Raw genomic sequence first — 21,994 nt, 5'->3', positions numbered from 1 at the left:
AGTTTCGCGCGGATCAGGCCAGTTCGACCATCTGCACCGAATATCCCTTGGCCCGCAGGCCTTCAACCAGCCGATCGACCTGATCGGCATCGCGCGCTTCGCATTCGATATCGGTAATCAGGCCCTTGGCCGGCAGCGTGGTGAAAATCCGCTGGTGATAGATTTCGATGATGTTGACGTTGTGTTCGTCAAACAGGCGCATCACCTTGAACAGCGCGCCGGGGCGATCCTGCAAGGTGATCCGCAGCCGCGCCAGCCGCCCCTGCCGCGCCAGATCGCGCAGCAGCACATTGGCGAGCAGCCGGGTGTCGATATTGCCGCCGCACAGCGCCAGGCCGACGCTTTTGCCGGCAAACCGCTCCGGATTGCTGAGCACCGCCGCCAGCCCCGCCGCGCCCGCACCTTCGACCACGGTCTTTTCGATCTGGAGCAGCAGCGCCACCGCCTTTTCCAGCGCGGGTTCATCCACCAGCAGAATGTCGTCGACCTTCTCGGCGATGACCTGCGCGGTGAAATCGCCCGGCTGTTTGACCGCGATCCCTTCGGCCAGCGTATCGCCGCCGCAATCGTGGCTTTCACCCTTGATTCGGTCGAACATCGAAGGAAACAGCCCGGCCTGCACGCCGATAACTTCGATGTCCGGATTCAATGCCTTGGCCACGGTTGCCATGCCCGAAATCAGCCCGCCCCCGCCAATCGGCGTGACGATGCAATCCAGATCAGGCTTCACGGCGAACATTTCCAGCGCCACCGTGCCCGCGCCCGCTGCCACATCGGGATCATCAAACGGATGCACGAAGGTCAGGCCCAGTTCCTTTTCCAGCATCCGGGCATGGGTATAGGCTTCGTCGAAGGTTTCGCCTTCGAGCACCACCTTGCCGCCGACGCTTTCGGTCTGCATCACCTTTACCGTGGGGGTGGTGCGCGGCATGACGATGGTGACGGGCACGCCCAACCGGGTGCCGTGGTACGACAGGCCTTGCGAATGGTTCCCCGCCGAGGCCGCAATCACCCCGCGCGCGCGCTGTTCATTATTGAGCAGCAGCAAAGCATTGAGCGCGCCGCGTTCCTTGTAAGCAGCGGTGAATTGCAGGTTTTCAAACTTCAACCAGATATCCGCGCCGGTGATTTCCGACAGGGTGATCGAATGCATCATCGGGGTTTTGACCACCGCGCCATCAATCCGCGCGGCGGCGGCGCGGACATCGTCAATGGTAAGGTCGGCCGGGCTGGCGGCGGCACCTTTGGGGCGGGATGATACAGGCTGTGTCGACATGATGCCGCGGCGATTAGAGGCTCGGCGCGCCAAGGGCAATTTGTTTACGCAGGGATTTTCTATTCGGCTGCGATTGGCAAGCGCGCGGCAAGGCGATAGTCACCGCGTCCGGTCTGTCTTGCCCGACACAATCACCCTGCCCAAAGGAAACCCATGCGCCGCACCCTTGCTTTTGCCTTTGCCGCCTGCTCGTTGCTCGCCCTTTCTGCCCCTGCGCTGGCCGATACGCTGATCGATAATGTCGATGGCGTGACGATTGATGGCGAAGGCAAGGTGCTGCGCTTCACCGGGCTGGTGTTCGATGATGAGGGCAAGGTTGCGGCGGTGCTGGGGCGCCGGGATAAACGCCCCGTGGTCGATTTCCGGCTGGATGGGCAGGGGCGCGTGATGATCCCCGGCATGATCGACGCGCACGTGCACGTGATGGATATCGGCTTTGCCGCGCTGACGCTCGACCTATCGGACACCACCTCGCTTGACGATGCGCTGGCGAAGGTCAAGGCGTTTGCTGATGACAATCCCGGTCGCCCGTGGATTTTGGGGCGCGGGTGGAATCAGGAAAAGTGGGGCTTAGGCCGCTTCCCCACGGCGGCTGAGCTTGATGGAGTGGTGGCAGATCGTCCGGTGTGGCTCGAACGCGCGGATAATCACGCCAATTGGGGCAACACGCTGGCGCTCACCACCGCAGGCGTAACCGCCGAAACGCGCGATCCGGCAGGCGGCATGATCATCCGCGACGCCAGCGGCAAACCAACGGGCGTGTTCATCGACAACGCCATCGGTCTGGTCGCCAAGGTCGTTCCCGCGCCGCGCCCCGAAGACCGCGATCTCGCCTTCTTTCGCGCGCAGGAAGTGCTGCTAGCCAAGGGTGTGACAGCGGTTGCCGATATGGGCACCGACATGGCTGATTGGGGCACCTATCGCCGCGCGGGCGATGCCGGACGGCTGCGCATCCGGATCATGGCCTATGCCGACAGTTTCGACACGCTGGAACTGGTCGCCGGGCCGCAGCCGACTGGCTGGCTGTATGACGACAAACTGCGGATGGGCGGGATCAAGATTTACCTCGACGGCGCATTGGGATCACGCGGGGCGAGCCTGAAGGCGCCTTACGCCGATGAAGCCGGGGTCAAGGGGCTGGCGTTCCTCACCCCGGCGCAATTGCGCAACCTGATGAGCCGCGCCGCGATGGACAATTTCCAGACCGCCGTTCACGCCATCGGCGATGCGGCCAATGCCGATGTTCTGGCGGCGATCGAGGAACTTTCCGAAAGCTATGCCGGCGACCGGCGCTGGCGGATTGAGCACGCGCAGATCATTGATCCGGCTGACATCGCGCGGGTGGGCCAGCACGGCATCATCGCCTCGATGCAGCCGCTGCACCAGACGTCTGACCGGACAATGGCCGAAGCGCGGCTGGGGCCGGATCGGCTGGGCGGGGCCTATGCGTGGCGCAGCATCGTGGCAGCGGGCGGACGGCTGGCGTTCGGATCGGACGCGCCGGTTGAACCTGCCGATCCCTTCACGGGCCTCGCCGCCGCGATCAGCCGCACCGATGCCGATGGCCAGCCGTTCGGCGGGTGGTTGCCGCAAGAAACCGTCAGCCGTGAACAGGCGCTCGCAGGGTTCACCTCCGACGCGGCCTTTGCCGGGTTCGCCGAAGGGCGCTTCGGCCGATTGATCCCCGGCGAACGCGCGGATTTCCTGCTGGTTGACCGCGACCCGCTGCTCGCCTCGCCCGACGATATTCGCGCCGCGCAGGTGCATGAGGTGTGGATCGGCGGGGTGAAGGTGAGCGGCGAGTAATTACTCCGCCGCCGCCTGTTCCTCGGTGTCGGCCACGCGCCCAGCCTCAACCTTGCGCTCCTGCAACCGCATCAGCACCAGCGATGCCTCGAACAGCAGGATCAGCGGCAGCGCCAGAATCACCTGCGAGCCGGGATCGGGCGGCGTGACAATCGCGGCAATCGCGAAAATCCCGACGATCACATATTTGCGCGCGCCCGCCATCTGCGCGCGGGTGACAATCCCTGCGCGGTGCAGCAGCAATAACAGCACCGGCAGCAGAAACGTCAGCCCGAAGGCAAGGATAAACTGCATCACCAGACTGAGATATTCGCCCGCGCTGGGCAAGGCCTGTAGCTGCATCCCCCCCGCCTCCCCGCCAAACCCGAGGAAGAACCGGAACGCGGTGGGCATCACCACGAAATAGGCGAGCGACGCGCCGCCCAGAAACAGCAGCGGGGTCGCGATCAGGAACGGCAGAAACGCCTTCTTCTCACGTGCATACAGCCCCGGTGCGACAAACGCCCAGAGCTGGTTGGCGATGATCGGAAAGCTGACCATGAAGCCCGCAAACAGCGCGACTTTCAGCTCGACAAAGAACACTTCGGGCAGTTTGGTGAAAATCAGCTGGCCCTCGCCATCGGGGAACGCCTGCTTCAATGGCCACACCAGAAAGCCGAGGATATCGTCGGCGAAATACAGGCACACCCCAAACCCCACCGCCAGCGCCAATAAGGCGCGGATGATGCGGGTGCGCAGTTCGATCAGGTGATCGAGCAGCGGCGCGCGGCTCTCGTCAAGATCATCAATCTTGAGCATGATCGCTGCCTTTGCGAGGGGTTTCGGGCGCAGGTTCCGCCGGAGTATCGGAAGGCGCATCAACCGGGGGCGGCCCGGCCATCAGCTCCGCATCGGAACTGGCCGCCACCTCAGCCTCGGTCAGGGCAGCGGAACGGCGCATGATTTCCTCGTTCTGCGCCTTCCACTTCTTTTCCATGTCTTCCAGCTCGGCTTCGCGTACCATCGTATCGATACCGCTGCGGAAATGGGCCGAGACCCGCCGCAGCTTACCGATCCACCGGCCCGCCACGCGCATGGCGAGCGGCAAGTCCTTCGGCCCGATCACAACGACCGCGACGATGATGATGACCAGCAGTTCTGCGGCGCCGATATCGAACATGCGAGGTGCGGCTCTACCGCCTCCTTCAGGCGAGGTTACGCGCCGGTCGTGTCGTTTTTATCTGCCGGAGCAGGGGTTTCTGCCGGGGGAGCGCCGTTGGCAGGCGGTTCGATCCGGGCCTTGGGCGCGGGCTCTTCAGTCTCGCTCATCCCCTTTTTGAAACTGGAGATGCCCTTGCCGAAATCGCCCATCATTTCCGAAATGCGCCCCCGCCCGAACAGGACCAGCACGACCAGTGCGAGGATGAGGATTTGCCAGATACCGATATTCATGGGGCGAGACTCGTGTTGGGTTGCGCCCCTTATATAGGGGCCTTGCCGCCGGGATGCCACCCGGCTGCGCAGGTGGCTTCGTAGCAGGATAACGCGGTTACGCGCTATCTCCTTCTGCTTCGGCATCATCGGGATCAAACCGCATCGCTTCTTCCAGCGCATCATCGACCGGATCGAGCAACCCGGCGGCGCGCAATTCGTCGATTCCGGGCAGATCGCGGCGGCTGGCGAGGCCGAAATGGTCGAGAAATTCGGGCGTGGTGGCATAGATCACCGGGCGGCCCGGCACTTCGCGGCGGCCCGCCAGTCTGATCCAGCCTGCCTCCATCAACACGTCCAATGTCCCTGCGCTGGTCTGCACCCCGCGAATCGATTCGATTTCAGCGCGGCTGACCGGCTCGTGATAAGCGATGATCGCCAGCACTTCGGTCGCCGCGCGGCTTAACCGGCGCACCTGCTCCTTTTCGCGCCGCAGCAAGTGGGCAAGATCAGGCGCGGTTTCAAAATGCCAGCGCCCGCCGCGCTCAACCAGATGCACCCCGCGCGCCGCATACTGCGTGGCGAGCGCGCTCAGCGCATCGCGCAAGTCGGCAGGCTCAACCCCGCCCAGATGCACGGCCAGCGCGGCAATGGTCATGGGTTCGTCTGACGCGAACAGGGTCGCCTCGACCGCGCGTTCCAGCGTTCCGGGTTCGCTGCTCATGGGCACGCTTCCTGCTTCAACCGCCGGATGCGCAAGGGAGCGAAGGCCGCTTCCTGCGCCAACTCCGCCCGCCCGCGCCGCGCCAGTTCCAGCGCCGCGACAAAGCTCGATGCCAATGCCGAGCGCCGCAGTGCCGGTTCAGCATGGGGAGGCAGAAAATCGCGGATATCCATCCAGTCGAGCGTCACGCCCAACATCGCCGACACCCGTTCGAGCGCGGAATCGAGTGTCATCACCGGGCGATTAGCGACGTGGTAGATGCGCGGGGCAGTGCGCGCTTTCACCTGCCCATAGGCCTGGATCAGCGCGAACATATCGCTGCGCCACACGGTCTTGCGATCGGTGCGCAGGCCTTCGGGCGCGCCCCGCACAAACACATCGCGCCCGATCCGGTCACGCCCCATCAGCCGCGCCGCCGCCTCACGCATCGCGCCGAGCCGTTGCAGACGCAATTGCAGGCGCAGCGCCAGTTCTTCGGGCGAAGGGTCTTCCTGCTCGGCCTTGGGCAGCAGCATCGCCGATTTGAGGTAGGCGAGCCACGCCGCCATCACGAGGTAATCGGCCGCAAGTTCCAACCTGAGCGCGCCGGCCCGTTCGATATAGATCAGGTATTGATCGACCAGCGCGAGGATCGAAATCTGCCTGAGATCGACCTTCTGCCGCCGCGCCAGATCGAGCAGCAGGTCAAGCGGGCCTTCCCAGCCATCGAGTTCGAGATAGAGCGCGTCCGTATCGGGCTTGGCCGGATCGGTCTGCGGGAACATGAAAGGTTCGGCCACGTCGTTCATGCCGCCGCCCCGGTCAGCGCCAGCAATTCATCGCGTTTCGCCAGCAATTCGGCATGGTCGGGCGCCATCGCCGGGGCAATCCGCGTGCCCGCCAGCGCGCGATCAAGCCGCGCGGTGGTGGCGGCTGACATGGGCGGGAGCGCCGCGCAAATGCCCTGCATGTCCGCCATCTTCGCCCAGCAATTGAGGATGATATCGCACCCCGCCGCGTGGGCGCGGGCGGCGCGTTCGGGGATCGTGCCGCCCAGCGCCTCCATGTCGATATCATCGGTCAGCAGCAGGCCATCAAAGCCGATTAACCCACGAATAATATCGGCAATGATGGTGGGGGACAGCGTGGCGGGGTTTTGCGCATCCCACACCGGGAACAGCAAATGCCCGGTCATGCCGATAAGCGCCTGATTCAGCGCGCGGAACGGGGCGATGTCGGCCTCCAGATCAGCAGCGCTCGCGGTCACGGTGGGCAGCGCCTTGTGGGTATCGACATCGCTGCGGCCGTGGCCCGGCATATGCTTGATGCACCCGGCAACCCCGCCTGCGGCCAGCCCGTCGATGATCGCGCGGCCCAAGGCGGCGACCTGCATCGGATCGCGGCCCAGCGCGCGGTCTCCGATCACATCATGCGCGCCGGGAAGGCGCAGGTCTAACGGTGGGTGATAATCGACCGTGATCCCCATCGCCGACAGTTCCTGGCCCATCGCGGTGGCATTGGCGCGGGCCGCCTCTATCGCGCTGGCCGGTGCCAGTTCATATAGTTTATCAAAGGATTCACCGCAGGGATAGGCCGACCACAGCGGCGGACGGAGCCGCGCCACTCGGCCGCCTTCCTGATCGATCGACACCAGCAGATGGTCGCGCCCATGGATGCTGCGCAGGTCATCGGTCAGGCTGCGCAATTGTTCAGGACTGGCGCAATTGCGAGCGAACAGGATATAGCCCGCCGGATCAGCATCGCGGAAAAACGCGCGCTCGTCTGCCGTCAGATGCGGGCCGCTGAGGCCGAAGATTGCCGGAATCATCTGGGCAAAATCGCAGGCTAGCGCGGCGCAAGCAAGGGCAAGGGGGTGTCTAGGGCGGGGAAAAGCCGATCTAATACCAAAGCGCGATGAGCATCGCCCATCGCGATTTGGTTAAGCCCGTGCGGCGCTTGAGCATAACCAGCGCGTGATGCGTCAGCATCTCAGCGCGCTGGCATAGGTCGCCTTTGACGCCGCCCTTACTTGATCTGGCAGTCGAGCCCGTCAGATTTCAGCGCCGCGCACAGCTGTTCGGCCGCAGCCCGATCCGGCACCACAGCCTGCAAGCGATAAACCGTGCCGATATCGACCTTGCCTTCGACCACCCGGTGTTTCACGCCCGCCAGCTTGTCAGTGCGGCGCGACAGGTCGTTCCACCCCTGTTCGGCCCGCGCGCGCGTGCCATAGGCGGCGAGCTGAACGCCGACGCCGGTTATGGCGGCAGGCGCGCTGGCAGGAACAGCATCTGTGCTCGATACTGTTGAAATCGACGGTTTGGGCGCTGTTGTTGCCGCAGGCGCATCCTTGGTCGCCACCACCGCCGGGCGCGTGCCGCCTTCACCCACTACGGGGGCAACATTGCCGGTTCCGGCAAAGGTCTTGCCGCCGGGGTTTTCGGGACGCTCCTTGATCGGCCCGGCGGGGGCTTCGATCACGCTGCCATCGGCCACCAGATCACCGCCAGCCGCCTTGTTCGTGAAGAACCAAACGCCGCCAACAACCGCGCCCAGCAACAACACCAACGCCGCGGCAAAGCCGAGGATCTGCGCCGTATCCAGCCCGCCCGCGCCATCATCCTCCTCATCGGATTCGAGCCACGGCAGGCTATCGGTGTCGGCAAGGTCAAGTTTGCCGTCAGCCTCGTTCAGTTCTTCATATTCAGCATCGATCATGGCGAACCTCGTGGCTTTCCCCCAAAAACGGCTACATCGTCTCTACAGCTTGGACGCCCAACACGCCAAGCCCATTGCGGATCACTTGCCCGATTGCGGTGCCAAGGAAAAGCCTTGCCGCAGTCAGCTGCGCATCCTGTTCCACGATGAACCGCTTTTCAACACGGTCATTACCCAGGTTCCAGAAGGCATGGAGGTCGCCTGCCAGATCATAGAGATAGAACGCAATCCGATGTGGTTCGCGCGCGCGGGCGGCGGCCTCGATTTCGCGCGGGAATTGCGCGGCGCGGCGGATCAGCGCGATTTCCTCGTCCCCCAACCGGTCGATCGCGGCTGGATCGGGCGCAAACCCGGCTTCCGCCGCCTTGCGCAGCGTCGATTGAATCCGGGCATGGGCATATTGCACATAAAACACCGGATTGTCCTTTGACGCTTCGACCACTTTGACGAAGTCAAACTCCATCTGCGCTTCGGGCTTGCGGGTCAGCATGGTGAAACGCACCACGTCCTTGCCCACTTCATCGATCATATCGGCAATAGTGATGAAATTGCCCGAGCGTTTGGACATTTTCGCAGGCTCACCGCCGCGCATCAGCTGCACCATCTGCACCAGCTTGACGTCGAACGGAATCGGGCGGCCTTCGCCTTCGGACAGCGCCGCGACCGCCGCCTTGATCCGCTTGACCGTGCCGGCGTGATCCGCGCCCCAGATGTCGATCAGCTCATCGGCGGTTTCGGCCTTTTGCATATGGTAGGCGAGATCGGCACCGAAATATGTCCATGCGCCGTTCGATTTCTTGATCGGGCGATCCTGATCGTCGCCAAATCTGGTCGAGCGGAACAGCGGAAGTTCGACCGGCTCCCAATCTTCGGGCGGGGCCTTGCCCTTGGGGGCTTCCAGCTCGCCATCGTAAACCAGATCATGCGCGCGCAGCCAGCCTTCCGCCGCTTCGGGCTTGCCTGCCGCCTGCAATTCGGCCTCTGACGCAAAAATATCGTGGTGGATGCCCAGCATCGCGAGATCGGATTTGATCAGTTCCATCATCCGCGCCACGGCTTGCTTGCGGAACAATGGCAGCCATTCATCCTCTGGCGCAGTGCGATATTGGTCGCCAAACTCCGCGGCCAGCGCCGCGCCGACCGGCTTCAGATAATCGCCGGGATAAAGCCCATCGGGAATCGCGCCGATATCATCACCCAGCGCCTCACGATATCTCAGGTGCACCGAGCGCGCGAGCACATCCACCTGCCCGCCCGCATCATTGATGTAATATTCGCGGATCACCCGGTGCCCGGCCCATTCGAGCAGGCTGGCCAGCGCATCGCCCACCACCGCGCCGCGGCAATGGCCCATGTGCATCGGCCCGGTCGGGTTGGCAGAGACATATTCGACATTGACCCGGCGGCCCGCACCGATGCTGGAACGGCCATATTGATCGCCCAGCGCGGCGATGGTTTTGAGCTCGTCCAGCCACGCGCCGGGCGCAAGCCGCAGGTTGATGAACCCCGGCCCGGCAATGTCGGCGTTGGTGATCGCAGGCTGCGCGCGCAGCTTGGCGGTAATTGCCTCGGCCAATGCGCGCGGATTGGTGCCTGCGCCCTTGGCCAGCACCATAGCCGCGTTGGTCGCTAAATCGCCATGCGCAGGATCGCGCGGCGGTTCGAGCGTGACATTGGCGAACGACGTGCCAGCAGGCAGCACGCCTTCTATCACCAGTTCACCCAGCACGGTTTCGATCAGCGTCGCATAGGCGGCATAAAGGGTTGTGGTTTCGGTCATCGGTTTCTCTTGCGTCTTGCGCGGATGCAAGAAAGGAAGCGGGGTCCCGGGTCAAGCCCGGGAAGACGATAGAATTAGCCAAAATTTGGCGCCAAAGGCGTCGCAAGGCCGACCGGCCGCCCGCAGCGACGCGGCCGCCAGGCCGCATGAGCGAGGATTTCGCAGCCCGGATGGGCTGCGGACAAACTAACGCGTCACATTATACACCAGTTGCGATTCAGACAGCTGGAAGCCGACCAGCATTTCGAACCGGGTGCGCGCAATCGCGGCCTTTACTTCGGGATCAGCCAGCGGATCAAGTGCAGCTTCGGCATCCCCGGCACGGCGTTTTTTGGTGATCTTTTCACGGATATCGTCGGGCAACGCGGCATCGGCACGGTTGATGTATGACCCGACCTTGCCAGCGGCGCTCGCGCGTTCCTGCCCATCAGCAAAGGTCAGGGTGACTTCGCCAACCCGCTTGCTCACCACCGCGCTGCCGCCGCGCAGCACAGTCACGAAATAGGGCAAGGTCACCGTGCGCGCGCCGCGCGTATCGGAGCGGCGGGCGTTCACATCAAACGTCGCCTCGCTGTAGACCTGTTCGCCGGTGTCGTTGCAGGTGGCGCGCAGATTGGTCATTGCCGCGCTGATATCAAGACTGTCGATACTGCGATCATCGCCGCTGCGAAAGGTGGTGACATCGCCGGTATAGTCAGGGATGCCGACCGCCGGGCACAGCGTGAGCACGCTGGTGACGCCAACGCCCTGATCGACCACCAGATCACCTTCCTTGGCGCAGCCAACAAGCGCCGCCATGACAGCAAGGGCAGAAAGTGAACGCATGCGAAGCATCATCAGAAGCCGTCCTATAATCCCAATCCGGTGCGCTGCTCTGTGCAGAGCCATATCGCAACCGCGCTCTAGCGAGAGACACCGCAAAGCGCTAGAGGAAGCGACATGAACGCGCCCTTTCCTGCCACCGCCCCCACCAACCGCGACACAGCCATTGCTTCGCGCGCCCCGCTCGACCTGCTGATCGCCGCCCCGCGCGGGTTCTGCGCCGGAGTCGACCGGGCGATCGAAATCGTTGAAAAGGCGCTCGAACGCTATGGCGCGCCGGTCTATGTCCGGCATGAAATCGTCCACAACAAATACGTTGTAGATGAGCTGAAGGCTAAGGGAGCGATTTTCGTCGAGGAATTGGACGATGTGCCCGATGATGCGCCGGTGGTGTTCAGCGCCCATGGCGTGCCCAAGGCGGTTCCGGCCGAAGCCATGCGCCGCAAGCTGCTATATGTCGATGCCACCTGCCCGCTGGTTTCCAAGGTGCACCGCCAGGCCGAACGCCAGATCGAAAAGGGCCGTCACATCATTTTCATCGGCCACGAAGGCCACCCTGAGGTGATCGGCACGATGGGTCAGGTCAATCCGGGGCAGATGACGCTGGTAGAAACGATCGAGGATGTCGACAAGCTGCCGTTCGATTCCGACGAGGAACTGGCCTACCTCACCCAGACCACCTTGTCGGTCGATGACACGGCCGAAGTGATCGCGGCGCTCGAACGGCGTTACCCCAATATCAGCGGGCCTCGGGCAGAGGATATCTGCTACGCCACGTCGAACCGGCAGGCGGCGGTCAAGGATCTGGCACAGGATTGCGATCTGGTGCTGGTGATCGGCTCACCCAATTCGTCCAACGCACTGCGGCTGGTCGAAGTCGCTGAACGGCTGGGTACGCCTGCCAAGCTGATCCAGCGCGCCAGCGAGATCGATTTTGCCTGGCTCGATGGGGTGACAACGCTGGGGCTGACCGCTGGCGCATCGGCACCGGAAATTCTGGTGCGCGAAGTGGTTGACGCGCTGGGGCGCTATCGCCCGGTCGTGGAAAAAACCATCACCGCAGCGGAAGAAAAGATGGTGTTCAAACTGCCGCGCCAGCTGACCGAGTAACGGCACGGCGCGCGCTATGGCGGTTTATACGCACCTTGGGGCCGAAGAACTTGCCCTCCTGATCGCGCAATACGACGTGGGCGAGCTGGTATCGGCCAAAGGCATTGCCGAAGGCGTGTCGAACTCCAACTGGCTGGTGGACACCACCGGCGTTGAAGGGTGCGGCGCACGGTTCATCCTGACGTTGTATGAACGGCGGATCGAAACGGCTGATCTGCCTTACTTCCTCGACCTGCTCGATCACCTGTCGGCCAAAGGGTGCCCGGTGCCGCGCACCATGCACGACCGGTCAGGCGCGTCGTTCCGCATGGTTGAGGATAAGGCGGCGGCGCTGATTGAATTCCTCCCCGGCGTCTCACCCGCCCGGCCCACCGCAGAACAGGCGCGCAGCGTCGGCGCAGTGCTGGCGCAGATGCATTTGGCCGCGCGCGATTTTCCGCGCACCCGCGCCAATGCGATGGATTTCGCCGCAACCGCGGCAATCCTTGATGCCTGCGGTGCTGAACGGCTGGCGACCATTCACCCGCAGCTTCCGGCGATGCTGGATCACGCCCATGCGGCGGCGGCGCTCGATCTGGCCGCGCTGCCCGTATCGCAGACGCATACTGATCTGTTTCCCGACAATGTGCTGATGCTGGGCGACCGGGTGACAGGCCTGATCGATTTCTACTTCGCCTGCACCGGGCCGATGGCGCTTGATCTGGCGGTGACCCATGCGGCGTGGTGTTTTGATGGCGCGAACCGGTTTCAGCCCGAACTCGGCAGCGCGTTGATCGCAGGCTATGAAAGCATCCGTCCGCTCGAACTGGCGGAGCGTGCGCTATTTCCAGCGATTGCGAAGGGCGCGTGCCTGCGGTTTGTCGCCAGCCGCGCCGAAGACTGGCTGGACACCCCCGATGATGCGCTGGTCACCCACAAGGACCCGATGCAATTCGCCGCCCGCTGGAAGTTTTACGACACTGTAGGCGCGGACGTGCTTGCAGGCTGAACCAAGGCCCGCCAAGGCTCTTGCCCATGAAACAGGTCGAAATCTTTACTGACGGCGCGTGCAAAGGCAATCCCGGCCCCGGAGGTTGGGGCGTGCTGCTGCGGATGGGCAATCACGAAAAGGAAATGTCGGGCGGAGAGCCTGATACCACCAATAACCGCATGGAAATGACCGCCGCGATCATGGGACTGAACGCGCTGATCGAGCCGTGCGCGGTCGATCTGTATTCTGACAGCAAATATGTGCTCGATGGAATGAGCAAGTGGATTCACGGCTGGCAGCGGAATGGCTGGATCAATGCATCCAAAAAGCCGGTGCGCAATGCCGATTTGTGGCACGACCTGATCGAAGCCGCGCGCCCGCATCAGGTGACATGGCATTGGGTGCGCGGGCATAATGGCCACCCGGAGAACGAACGGGTCGATGCGCTCGCCAGCGCAGAAGCCGCGCGGATCGCGGCGGGGAACGCCTGACAACCGTCAGCCTGCCCCCGCCAGCACCGTCACAAATCAGCTATTATCTTCAACCTCGGCACCGGGGCCGTTTTTCTTGATCGAATCAATCGCATTCTGCGCGCTCGATTTGCTGGAATAACCTTCGGTCGAGAACATGATCTCGGAATTATATTTGAACCGCACGCGAAACTCGCCCGCCTTGTCCTTGTAGATTTCAAACTTGTGAGCCATCGGCTTTCCCCTTCCCTTGTGGTTGATTGACAAAGCGAACCTGCCAGATCGGGCAAAGCTTGGCTAGCCCGCTTGCGCTTGTCTGGTAAGGTAAAACCGCCCCGGCGCATACATTGCCGGATCGATCCGTGCGGTCATCGCGTCCGCCTCCTGCCCCAGCAGTAATTGCGCCCCCAACCGGGCAGCAGCGGGCGCGGTCTGGATGCCGAATCCGCCTTGGCCGGCAAACCAGAAGAAGCCCGGTTGATCGGGGTCCGCCCCGTAAACCGGCAGGCGATCAGGCGCAAAGCTTCGCAGGCCCGCCCAGCGCCGCTCAACCGCTTCGATCCGCCAGTCAGTCACCTGCTGAAACTGGTCGATGGCAATGGCGACATCGATTTCCTCAGGAGCGGCGTCGCACGGATCAGACGGGACTTCATCATGCGGGCTGAGCCACAGGCGGCCATTATCAGGCTTGAAATAAAAGCCGCCGTTGATGTCGAGCACCAGCGGAAGATCAGCGGGCGCGTGCGGAGCAACCCGCAATACCGCCACGGTGCGGCGCAGCGGGGTGATGCCGATGGGGCGCACGCCCGCGATCTGCGCCACCTCGTCCACCCACGCACCCGCCGCGTTGATAATCGTGGCCGCGCGCCATTGCTGCCCACGCTCGCTGGTGATCGTCGACACGCCGCCATGCCGATCAATCCGGGCCACCCGCGCCCGGCAGGCCACGTCGACCCCATGCCGCCGTGCTGCGCCCAGATAATGCTGGTGCAGCCCCGCCACATCAATATCGGCGCAGGCCGGCTGATACAGCGCCTCGCTCCAATCAGGGCGGATATGCGGCACCATGTCGGCAAGCGCTGCGGATGACAGGCGTTCGATCGTCACGCCCGTCCCGGCGAAGGTGGTGAAAAACGCATCCATCGCCGCGCGGTCTTTTCCCCGCCCGACGTAAAGTGCGCCGCGCGGGGTCAGAAAACCGTGCTCTTCAAGATAGGCCCCCGATGCCAGCGTCAATGGCACCACGCCCGGCCCGCCATAGCATTCTTCGCGGAACGCGGCTGAGCGTCCGGTGGCGTGGTATCCCGGCGCGTCTTCGGCTTCTATCAGCAGCACGCGCGCATGGGGCGCGAGTTCGGCGGCGATGCTGGCACCGGCCATTCCGGCCCCGATCACGGCAAAATCATAGATCGTCGCGGCGGTCACTTTTGCGGTGCCTCCCGATCAAGAAATTCGCTGATGGCTGCGATCACGCGGTCGCGCACTGCATCGACTTCGCGCAGGATTTCGTGATGCGCTTCTTCGCCTAATGCCACCAATTCGCCCTTGGGAAGACGGCGCGCGGCGGCGACATTGGCCGGGTGGCTAACCAGCTTGTCGGATGATGTCGAAAGGATCAGCACCGGCACGTCCACCGCCTCCATCGCGCCAGCCGCCTCCAACCGCCGCGTTGAGGCATAGGCGCGCTCGACCCAGCGCCAGCTCGCCGGGCCCATCACCAGTTGTGGGCGGTGATCGCGCCACCAGATTTCATCGGCGTAGCGCTCCGCGTCATGAGTCAGCAGGTCAGCGCGGTCGGCAGGCAGTTCACCCGGCTTCTCGCTCCACTTCCATGCCTGCCGGGTGGGATCGCCCACGGTGCACATCAGTTTGGCGACCGCTTGCAGCAATGGCAGCGGCAATGGCGGGCCGCTGACCCCGGTCATCGGCGCGCTCAGCACCGCCGCATCGGGGCTGACCCGATGATCAACCAACGCGCGCAGCACCAGATGCCCGCCCATCGAATGCGCCGCCAGCACATGCGGCCCCGGTGTTGCGGCGACCCAGCGCGGCCAGAAATACGCGAGGTCATCGATCCAGACGTTGAAATCCTCGATATGCCCGGTGACTGCATCCTTGCCCAATCGCCCAGACCCCGCCTGCCCGCGCCAGTCCGACGCTGTGACCCGCCAGCCTTCACGGTGCCATTGATCAAGCGTTTCGAGATATTTTTCGTAGAAATCACCGCGCCCCGGAAAGAACAGGATTGACCCGCGCGGGGTATCGCCCTCGCCTGCTCCGGGCCAGTCGATCCGCCGGATCGCATGGCCATCGCCCGCCTGCCATGTGCTCTCACGCGCATCAGCGGGGATCGCTCTCCTGTCCGTTGCCGCGCTTGTTGAATTATCGTGAATGGCCAGCCTCCCAGCATGGTTACTATTTGGTAAGTCATAAGCTGTAGCAATGTCCCCAATGAAGGGCCGCCCGTGCGCATCGCACGGCAACTTCGGGGGCACAATGTTGACGAACACCATAACCTACGGACTGCTGATCGCCTTGGCAATTGCACTGGTGGTAGCCGCATTTACCGACATCCGCCGGCGTCAGATCGACAATTGGCTGAACGGCGCGATTGCGCTGGGCGCGCCGCTGTTCTGGTGGTCAAGCGGCCTGTCCCTTTGGCCCGATGTTGCGATCCAGCTTGGCATGGCGCTCGCCGCGTTCGCGCTGCTGGCCGGACTGTTTGCGCTAAAGGCGATGGGCGGCGGCGATGTGAAGCTGCTTACTGTGCTCGCGCTGTGGGTGCGGCCCGAACTGTTCATGCAGCTGCTGGTGATCATGGCGATCGCCGGAGGCGTGCTGACCATTGTGATGTTCTTCTGGCACACCATTCGTCGGCAAAAGGAACGGCTGGCGATCCCTTACGGCGTCGCCATCGCGTTTGGCGGGCTGTGGGTGCTCGCCGCCAACTATCTGCCGAGCGCCGCTGTTGCGGCTCAGTCGCTGTGAACCCGATTTTAACCAATCGGGACTTACACGCAGAAACCATACCTGCCCGCTAACCAGCTAAGGGCATTTACGAGGGGGCTATACAAGCCATGGATAGGAAGAAACTGGTTCTGCTGCTCGGCGCGCTGATCATCGCGATCGGAACAGCCTTTGCTGCTCGGAGCATCTTCGTTGGAGACGCGGCCCCCAAAGCCGAGGCCGCCGCTCAGCCAACCGGCCCACGGGTTCTGGTCGCCAAGCGCGCTCTGCCCGCAGGCACAATCATCACCATCGATGCGCTGGGCTTTCAGCCCTGGCCCAAAGAATTGGTGCAGGACGCCTACTTCATCGACGGCGAAGCCGACATGAACAAGCTGCTCGGCACCGTGGTGCGTTATCCCGTCACCGCTGGTGAACCAGTCACGCAAGGATCGCTGGTAAGCCCGGGCGACCGTGGCTTCCTCGCCGCAGCGCTCGGGGCGGGTATGCGCGCCGTGACGGTGCCGGTGTCGGCGATGACCGGGGTTGCCGGGTTCATCTTCCCGGGCGACCGTGTCGACCTGGTGCTGAGCCAGGAAATCCCAAGTCTGGACGATGGTCCGCCGCTGCGGGCTGCCGAAACGATAGTGCGCAACCTGCGTGTGCTCGCCACTGACCAGACCACGGAAAAGACCACCGATGAAGACGGCAAGACCGTGGTGACCGAATTCCGCACCGTTACGCTCGAGGTAACGCCCAAGATCGCCGAGAAGATTGCGGTGGGCCAGACCTTTGGCACGATCAATCTGGCGCTGCGTTCGATCGCGGACAACCAGTCGGAGCTCGAACGGGCGATTGCCTCAGGCGATGTCCAGATCCCGGCCAATGCCTCGCCCGAACAGGAAGAAAAACTGCTGAAAGCTGCGATGGCCCGTCCGATCGACAAGACTGCGTCCTTCGTGACCGGTGCCGACGTGTCGCGCTTCCAGCGTTCGACCGCAGGGGTCAAGGATGCGCCGGCCAGCAATGACTCCTCGCCTGCCCGGGCTTCGGGTGGAGGCGGCGCGCCGGTCAATGTTGGCCCAAGCGTGCGAGTGACCCGCGGCAATGCAACCACCGAAACACCGGTCAGCAGCAAGGCCTCGAGCACTGCCATCCTGAGCGCTCAATCGAGCGGCACGCGCAGCGCCGGGGCCAAACTGCCCGCCGCTGGTTCGACCTTGGCGTTCTGAGGGGAACCGCACCATGCCGATCATCACTTCGTTTCGTCCGCTTTCGACCAAGGCGAGCAATGGTAAACCCGAGGGGGGACAACCCATGACACGCAAGTTCAAGACCAAGCTGCTGGTGGCTGCCCTTGCGGCAGTCCCGATGGTGGCAATGCCCGCGACCACGGCGATTGCCCAGCAGGTCGTCAGCCCGGCGCAGGAAATCGTCCTGTCGATCGGTCGCGGCGAGCTGGTAACGGTGCCTGGCGCGATGGCGGACGTGTTCGTCGCCAATGACTCCGTTGCCGATGTGCAGGTCAAATCGCAGCGCCAATTGTATGTGTTCGGCAAGGCGGGCGGTGAAACCACCATCTACGCCAGCAACGCAAGCGGCGATGTGATCTTTTCGGCCAATATCCGGGTCGGCTCGAACATTGGCAGCGTCGATCAGATGCTGGCAATGGCGATGCCCGATGCCAAGGTGAGCGTGTCGACGATGGGCACCAATACCGTGCTGCTGACCGGCACCGTGGCTGCCCCCGAAGACGCTGCGGAGGCTGAACGCCTTGTCCAGGCCTTCCTTGGCGAAGAAGCCAACGTCATCAGCCGCCTCAAGACCGCTACGCCGTTGCAGGTGAACCTCCATGTGAAGTTCGCCGAAGTCAGCCGCAGCCTGCTGCGCGAGATTGGCGGCAATCTGCAGACCGCCGATGGCACCGGCGGCTTCCGCTTCGGGGTAGGCACTGGCCGCTCGATTGGCGGGGAGGAGTTCAACTATCGTGGGCCGCTGGGTGTCGGGAATGGCGCCGGGCAGACGTCTATGCTGCTGCCGGACGGCACCGAAATCGTCGGGCCTTCGGTTAATTCGGCTGACGGAACTTCGATCGCGGGCCTTGGTCGGCTCTTTGGTATCAACACACTCGGCGCGCTTGATCTGTCGGAACGCCTCGGCTTGGTGACGACGCTCACCGAACCGAACCTCACCGCCCTCTCAGGTGAAACCGCGATGTTCCTTGCGGGCGGCGAGTTCCCGATCCCGATCGCGCAGGGTCTGGGCCAGGTCACAGTGCAGTTCCGCGAGTTCGGCGTCAGCCTCGCCTACACCCCGACGGTGCTGTCAAACGGCCGCATTTCGCTGCGCGTGCGCCCTGAAATTTCGGAACTGTCGACCCAGGGGTCGATTGTCCTGAACGGCTTCCAGGTGCCTGCGCTGACAACCCGCCGGACTGAAACCACGGTCGAACTGGGTTCGGGCCAAAGCTTCATGATCGCCGGGCTGATGAGCGCCAATTCGCAAAATACGCTCGACAAGGCACCCGGCCTTGGTGACGTGCCGATCCTCGGCAACCTCTTCCGCAGCCGCGAATTCCGCCGTGGTGAAACCGAGCTGGTGATCGTTGTCACCCCCTATCTGGTCAAGCCGGTGGACGCCAAGGACATCAAGCTGCCGACTGATGGCTTCCGCTCCGCCAACGAGTTCCAGCAATTTCTTGGCTACCAGGAAAATGCGGGTGTCTCGGGTGAGCAGCGCCCCGCGCCGACATCGTCGCAGCCCGATGCGCCGGAGCCCAAAGTGAGCGCAGCCGATCCGGCCGCAATCGTACCGACGCAGCCTGAAAAGCCGCGCCGCGCCGACAAGAAAACCCGCAAGAACGAACGCGAGGCCAGCGCAGCTGCCCCGGGCTTCAGCCTCTAACGTGAGAAAGGTCAAAACGATGCCTCCTGCACGAAACAATACGCTGGCACGGATGCCCGCCCTCGCCCTTGCCGTTACGCTTGGCCTGGGGCTGGCGGGATGCGGTGGGATGCCCACCAATACCTCGCTTTACAGCACCAAACAGGCGGTGGTGGAACGCGCCACCTTCACGATGGATGTGGCCACCAGCGCAAGCGGCCTGCCGATTTCGGAACAACAGCGCCTGATTGGCTGGTTCGAGACGATGGATCTGCGCTACGGTGATCGCGTCGCGATCGACAACCCCGGCCAGAACCCGGCAGTAACCACTGCGGTTGGCGATCTGGCATCGCGTTATGGTCTGATGATCAGCGATACCGCACCGGTCACCAACGGTTTCATTGAACCCGGGCAGGCCAGGGTGGTGATTACCCGCTCGACCGCTTCGGTTCCGGGTTGCCCGGACTGGTCGGCCAAGTCCGACATGAACTATAACAACGCCACCAGCCCTAACTATGGCTGCGCCATCAACAGCAACCTGGCGGCGATGGTAGCCGACCCGCAGGACCTGCTCGAAGGCAAGAAGGGCGCGAGCGAAACCGTGATCGCCACGTCGAACAAGGCGATCTCAACTTATCGTGAAACAGCTCCTACTGGAGCCGCCGGGTTGATGGATGCGTCGACCGGCAGCGGCGGTGGTGGCGGCGGAGGAAACTGACCAATGAACGCTCCCTGGAAATCGGGCTTGCCCGGCAATCGTGATCCGTTTTCGGCCTATATTTGCGATGACAATGCACTGGACGTAATCCGTCCCGTAGCCATCGAACTGGGCTGGCAGCCGGAGAAGTGCAACAAGGGTGGCCTGCGCAATGCAGTGCAATCCCTTTCGGTCAGCGCTAGCCCGGCGATCCTTATGGTCGACCTGTCGGAATGCGGCGATCCGCTGAACGATATCAACGCACTGGCTGAAGTGTGCGAACCGGGCACGGTGGTGATCGCCGTGGGCCAGGTCAATGACGTGCGCCTTTACCGCGACCTGTTGTCGAGCGGGATTCATGATTATCTGCTGAAGCCGCTATCGCCGCAGCAGGTGCATGATGCGCTTAATCAGGCACTGGCAGTCTTCATGGCGCCCAAGGGAGGCGATGCCGATGGAGCCCGGCGGCACATTTCGACTGCTGTGGTCGGCACGCGCGGCGGGGTGGGAGCCTCGACGCTGGCGACCTCGCTGGCCTGGTTGTTCAGCGAACAGCACAAGTCACCGACCGCATTGCTCGATCTGGACGTCCACTTCGGCACCGGCGCGCTGGCGCTCGATCTCGAACCGGGCCGCGGCCTGACCGACGCGATCGAAAACCCCAGCCGCATCGACCCGCTGTTCATTGAACGGGCGATGGTGCGGGCGGGTGACAATCTGTCGATCCTGTCGGCCGAAGCACCGATCAACCAGCCATTGATGACCGATGGTGCGGCGTTTGTGCAGCTGGAAGACGAATTCCGTCAGGCATTCGAAATGACGGTGATCGATCTGCCGCGCAACATGCTCATCAACTTCCCGCAGCTTCTGGCTGACGTGAATGTGGTGCTGCTGGCGTGCGAGCTCACCCTCGCCTCGGCGCGCGACACGATCCGCATTCTGTCCTGGCTCAAGACCAATGCCGGGCACGCGCATCCGATGATTGTAGCCAACAAGGTGCAACCGGGCGTTGCCGAGATCAGCCGCACCGATTTCGAGGCGTCTATCGAACGCAAGATCGACTTCGTCGTGCCCTACGACATCAAGGCTGCGTCCAACGCGGCGAAGCTGGGGCAGGTGTTCGTCGATGCCAACCGGTCGAGCAAGGCCACAGCCGCGATCCGGCAGATTGCCGAACGCGTGATGGGCGCGACCACAGACGATCTGGCTTCGCTGGGCGAAGAGAAGAAATCGCTGCTTGGCGGATTCGATCTGAAGTCGCTGCTCGCCAAAAAGGCGAAGAGCGAGCCCGTGGAGGTCGAATAAGCAAGTGACGGTACGGGGTGTGACGCGCCAACGCGCGCCCGCCCCGCGCCGGTCGGCATTGGAAGGGGACCGCCACATTCCGGCGGGACAAGGCAGGAAGCAACAGCATGGACTTTTTCCAAACCCTGCTCATCACGCTGGTGATTTTCGCCGTGCTGGTCATGGGCTATCTGCTGGCGAGCGGTTCGAGCGTAGCCAAGGCGCAAAAGCGCCGTGTGCAGTCGCTGCGCTATCGCCATTCGGAAAGCCTTGACGCCAAGGTCGATGCCCAGTTCAAACGGGCCGTCGCCGCCCGCAAGCCGAAAACCTTCAAGATCAAGGGCTCCGGCTCGCGTCTGGAAGCGCTTGCCGCCCGGCTCGACCGGACGGGCAAGAACTGGACTGTCACGCAATATGCCTACACCTCGATCGGGCTGATTCTGGGGATTGCCGTGGTGATGTTCATCGCCACCAAGGCGCCCTTCCTGTCGCTTGGCGTGGGCCTGCTGATTGGTGCCGGCCTGCCGCACCTGTGGATCAACCGTCTGATCGGCAAACGCACCAATGCGTTCATCACGAAGTTTCCTGACGGCATCGAATTGCTGGTGCGCGGCTTGCGTTCCGGCCTGCCCGTTACCGAAACACTGGGAATTGTCGCGCAGGAAGTGCCCGGCCCGGTGGGTCTTGAATTCAAGGGCGTGATCGACCGCATCAAGGTCGGCAAGACCATGGAAGATGCGTTGCAGGACACGGCCGATCGGCTTGCGATTTCCGAATTCAACTTCTTCACGATAACTTTGGCGATCCAGCGCGAAACCGGGGGCAACCTGGCCGAAACGCTTTCAAACCTGGCCGAGGTGCTGCGCAAACGCGCGCAGATGAAGCTCAAGATCCGCGCGATGAGCTCGGAATCCAAGGCATCGGCCTACATCGTCGGTTCGCTGCCGTTTATCGTCTTCGGGCTGATCTCGTTCATCAACCCCGAATACATGGGGGGCTTTTTCATCGATGACCGCCTGATCGTGGCCGGACTGGGCGCGATGGTGTGGATGGGCATTGGCGTGTTCATCATGGCCAAGATGGTCAATTTCGAAATCTGACGCCGGGGGAATCTGAACC

General features: G+C 63.1%; 23 protein-coding genes. 10 read left to right on the top strand and 13 right to left on the bottom strand.

Annotated features, from left to right (window positions below; genetic code table 11):
* Positions 1-13 precede the first annotated feature (13 nt).
* Complete coding sequence (locus tag ACSSV3_RS05190; protein ID WP_354322693.1) at positions 14-1,276, bottom strand: threonine ammonia-lyase; 1,263 nt, start codon at positions 1,274-1,276, stop codon at positions 14-16.
* A 153-nt stretch (positions 1,277-1,429) separates the two neighbouring features.
* Between ACSSV3_RS05190 and ACSSV3_RS05185 the strand changes: the two genes are divergently transcribed.
* Positions 1,430-3,082 carry an amidohydrolase gene (locus ACSSV3_RS05185; protein ID WP_354322692.1) on the top strand — a complete coding sequence of 551 codons (1,653 nt, stop codon included), beginning with the start codon at positions 1,430-1,432 and terminating at the stop codon, positions 3,080-3,082.
* Here the strand turns inward: ACSSV3_RS05185 and tatC are convergent, their stop codons facing one another.
* The 9 genes from tatC to ACSSV3_RS05140 all read right to left on the bottom strand — a co-directional run bounded on the left by tatC (position 3,083) and on the right by ACSSV3_RS05140 (position 10,530).
* On the bottom strand, positions 3,083-3,880 hold the full coding sequence (gene tatC, locus ACSSV3_RS05180; RefSeq protein WP_354322690.1) for a twin-arginine translocase subunit TatC: 798 nt from the start codon (positions 3,878-3,880) through the stop codon (positions 3,083-3,085).
* Positions 3,867-4,241, bottom strand: coding sequence for a Sec-independent protein translocase protein TatB (gene tatB, locus ACSSV3_RS05175; RefSeq protein WP_354322688.1), 375 nt, complete (start codon positions 4,239-4,241; stop codon positions 3,867-3,869). Before tatB ends, tatC begins: the two co-directional genes overlap by 14 nt.
* Before the next feature lie 35 nt (positions 4,242-4,276).
* Positions 4,277-4,513 carry a twin-arginine translocase TatA/TatE family subunit gene (tatA, locus tag ACSSV3_RS05170; RefSeq protein WP_354322686.1) on the bottom strand — a complete coding sequence of 79 codons (237 nt, stop codon included), beginning with the start codon at positions 4,511-4,513 and terminating at the stop codon, positions 4,277-4,279.
* 97 nt (positions 4,514-4,610) lie between these two features.
* Positions 4,611-5,216, bottom strand: coding sequence for an SMC-Scp complex subunit ScpB (gene scpB / locus ACSSV3_RS05165; RefSeq protein ID WP_354322684.1), 606 nt, complete (start codon positions 5,214-5,216; stop codon positions 4,611-4,613).
* Entirely contained in the window at positions 5,213-6,004 is a 792-nt protein-coding gene (locus ACSSV3_RS05160) for a segregation and condensation protein A (RefSeq protein WP_454184760.1), read from the bottom strand. The genes scpB and ACSSV3_RS05160 overlap by 4 nt, the downstream gene beginning before the upstream one ends.
* Positions 6,001-7,023 carry a beta-N-acetylhexosaminidase gene (gene nagZ / locus ACSSV3_RS05155; RefSeq protein WP_354322682.1) on the bottom strand — a complete coding sequence of 341 codons (1,023 nt, stop codon included), beginning with the start codon at positions 7,021-7,023 and terminating at the stop codon, positions 6,001-6,003. Before nagZ ends, ACSSV3_RS05160 begins: the two co-directional genes overlap by 4 nt.
* Positions 7,024-7,220: 197 nt before the next feature.
* A complete protein-coding gene (locus ACSSV3_RS05150) occupies positions 7,221-7,913 on the bottom strand; it encodes an SPOR domain-containing protein (RefSeq protein ID WP_354322681.1) in 693 nt (230 codons plus the stop codon).
* A 31-nt stretch (positions 7,914-7,944) separates the two neighbouring features.
* On the bottom strand, positions 7,945-9,693 hold the full coding sequence (argS, locus tag ACSSV3_RS05145; protein ID WP_354322680.1) for an arginine--tRNA ligase: 1,749 nt from the start codon (positions 9,691-9,693) through the stop codon (positions 7,945-7,947).
* Positions 9,694-9,879: 186 nt separating this feature from the next.
* Positions 9,880-10,530, bottom strand: coding sequence for a hypothetical protein (locus ACSSV3_RS05140; RefSeq protein ID WP_354322679.1), 651 nt, complete (start codon positions 10,528-10,530; stop codon positions 9,880-9,882).
* Between the two features lie 102 nt (positions 10,531-10,632).
* Between ACSSV3_RS05140 and ispH the strand changes: the two genes are divergently transcribed.
* The 3 genes from ispH to rnhA are packed head-to-tail and all read left to right on the top strand — an operon-like array spanning position 10,633 to position 13,086.
* On the top strand, positions 10,633-11,625 hold the full coding sequence (ispH, locus tag ACSSV3_RS05135; RefSeq protein ID WP_354322677.1) for a 4-hydroxy-3-methylbut-2-enyl diphosphate reductase: 993 nt from the start codon (positions 10,633-10,635) through the stop codon (positions 11,623-11,625).
* A 16-nt stretch (positions 11,626-11,641) separates the two neighbouring features.
* Complete coding sequence (locus ACSSV3_RS05130; RefSeq protein WP_354322675.1) at positions 11,642-12,613, top strand: homoserine kinase; 972 nt, start codon at positions 11,642-11,644, stop codon at positions 12,611-12,613.
* Positions 12,614-12,639: 26 nt separating this feature from the next.
* The gene (gene rnhA / locus ACSSV3_RS05125) at positions 12,640-13,086 is read left to right on the top strand and encodes a ribonuclease HI (RefSeq protein WP_354322673.1); all 447 of its coding nucleotides are present in this window, start codon (positions 12,640-12,642) and stop codon (positions 13,084-13,086) included.
* Between the two features lie 36 nt (positions 13,087-13,122).
* Here the strand turns inward: rnhA and ACSSV3_RS05120 are convergent, their stop codons facing one another.
* The 3 genes from ACSSV3_RS05120 to ACSSV3_RS05110 all read right to left on the bottom strand — a co-directional run bounded on the left by ACSSV3_RS05120 (position 13,123) and on the right by ACSSV3_RS05110 (position 15,578).
* On the bottom strand, positions 13,123-13,299 hold the full coding sequence (locus ACSSV3_RS05120) for a YegP family protein (RefSeq protein ID WP_354322672.1): 177 nt from the start codon (positions 13,297-13,299) through the stop codon (positions 13,123-13,125).
* 63 nt (positions 13,300-13,362) lie between these two features.
* Positions 13,363-14,490 (bottom strand): NAD(P)/FAD-dependent oxidoreductase, encoded by a 1,128-nt coding sequence (locus tag ACSSV3_RS05115; RefSeq protein WP_354322670.1) that lies wholly within the window; start codon positions 14,488-14,490, stop codon positions 13,363-13,365.
* A complete protein-coding gene (locus ACSSV3_RS05110; protein WP_354322669.1) occupies positions 14,487-15,578 on the bottom strand; it encodes an alpha/beta hydrolase in 1,092 nt (363 codons plus the stop codon). The genes ACSSV3_RS05115 and ACSSV3_RS05110 overlap by 4 nt, the downstream gene beginning before the upstream one ends.
* Here ACSSV3_RS05110 and ACSSV3_RS05105 point away from each other — a divergent pair.
* The 6 genes from ACSSV3_RS05105 to ACSSV3_RS05080 all read left to right on the top strand — a co-directional run bounded on the left by ACSSV3_RS05105 (position 15,562) and on the right by ACSSV3_RS05080 (position 21,975).
* On the top strand, positions 15,562-16,053 hold the full coding sequence (locus ACSSV3_RS05105) for an A24 family peptidase (RefSeq protein ID WP_354322668.1): 492 nt from the start codon (positions 15,562-15,564) through the stop codon (positions 16,051-16,053). The genes ACSSV3_RS05110 and ACSSV3_RS05105 overlap by 17 nt on opposite strands.
* 89 nt (positions 16,054-16,142) lie before the next feature.
* Positions 16,143-17,243: a Flp pilus assembly protein CpaB gene (gene cpaB / locus ACSSV3_RS05100; RefSeq protein ID WP_354322667.1), complete on the top strand. Its 1,101-nt coding sequence runs from the start codon at positions 16,143-16,145 to the stop codon at positions 17,241-17,243.
* Positions 17,244-17,328: 85 nt separating this feature from the next.
* Positions 17,329-18,915: a type II and III secretion system protein family protein gene (locus tag ACSSV3_RS05095; RefSeq protein WP_354322666.1), complete on the top strand. Its 1,587-nt coding sequence runs from the start codon at positions 17,329-17,331 to the stop codon at positions 18,913-18,915.
* A gap of 19 nt (positions 18,916-18,934) precedes the next feature.
* The gene (locus ACSSV3_RS05090; RefSeq protein WP_354322664.1) at positions 18,935-19,612 is read left to right on the top strand and encodes a CpaD family pilus assembly protein; all 678 of its coding nucleotides are present in this window, start codon (positions 18,935-18,937) and stop codon (positions 19,610-19,612) included.
* Positions 19,613-19,615: 3 nt separating this feature from the next.
* Positions 19,616-20,896 carry a pilus assembly protein CpaE gene (locus ACSSV3_RS05085; protein ID WP_354322663.1) on the top strand — a complete coding sequence of 427 codons (1,281 nt, stop codon included), beginning with the start codon at positions 19,616-19,618 and terminating at the stop codon, positions 20,894-20,896.
* A 107-nt stretch (positions 20,897-21,003) separates the two neighbouring features.
* The gene (locus tag ACSSV3_RS05080; protein WP_354322661.1) at positions 21,004-21,975 is read left to right on the top strand and encodes a type II secretion system F family protein; all 972 of its coding nucleotides are present in this window, start codon (positions 21,004-21,006) and stop codon (positions 21,973-21,975) included.
* Positions 21,976-21,994 lie beyond the last annotated feature (19 nt).

This window comes from Porphyrobacter sp. MBR-49 (assembly GCF_053628655.1).
Note: the sequence above shows the minus strand (reverse complement) of the source record. Positions and strands in the feature narration are given on the sequence as shown.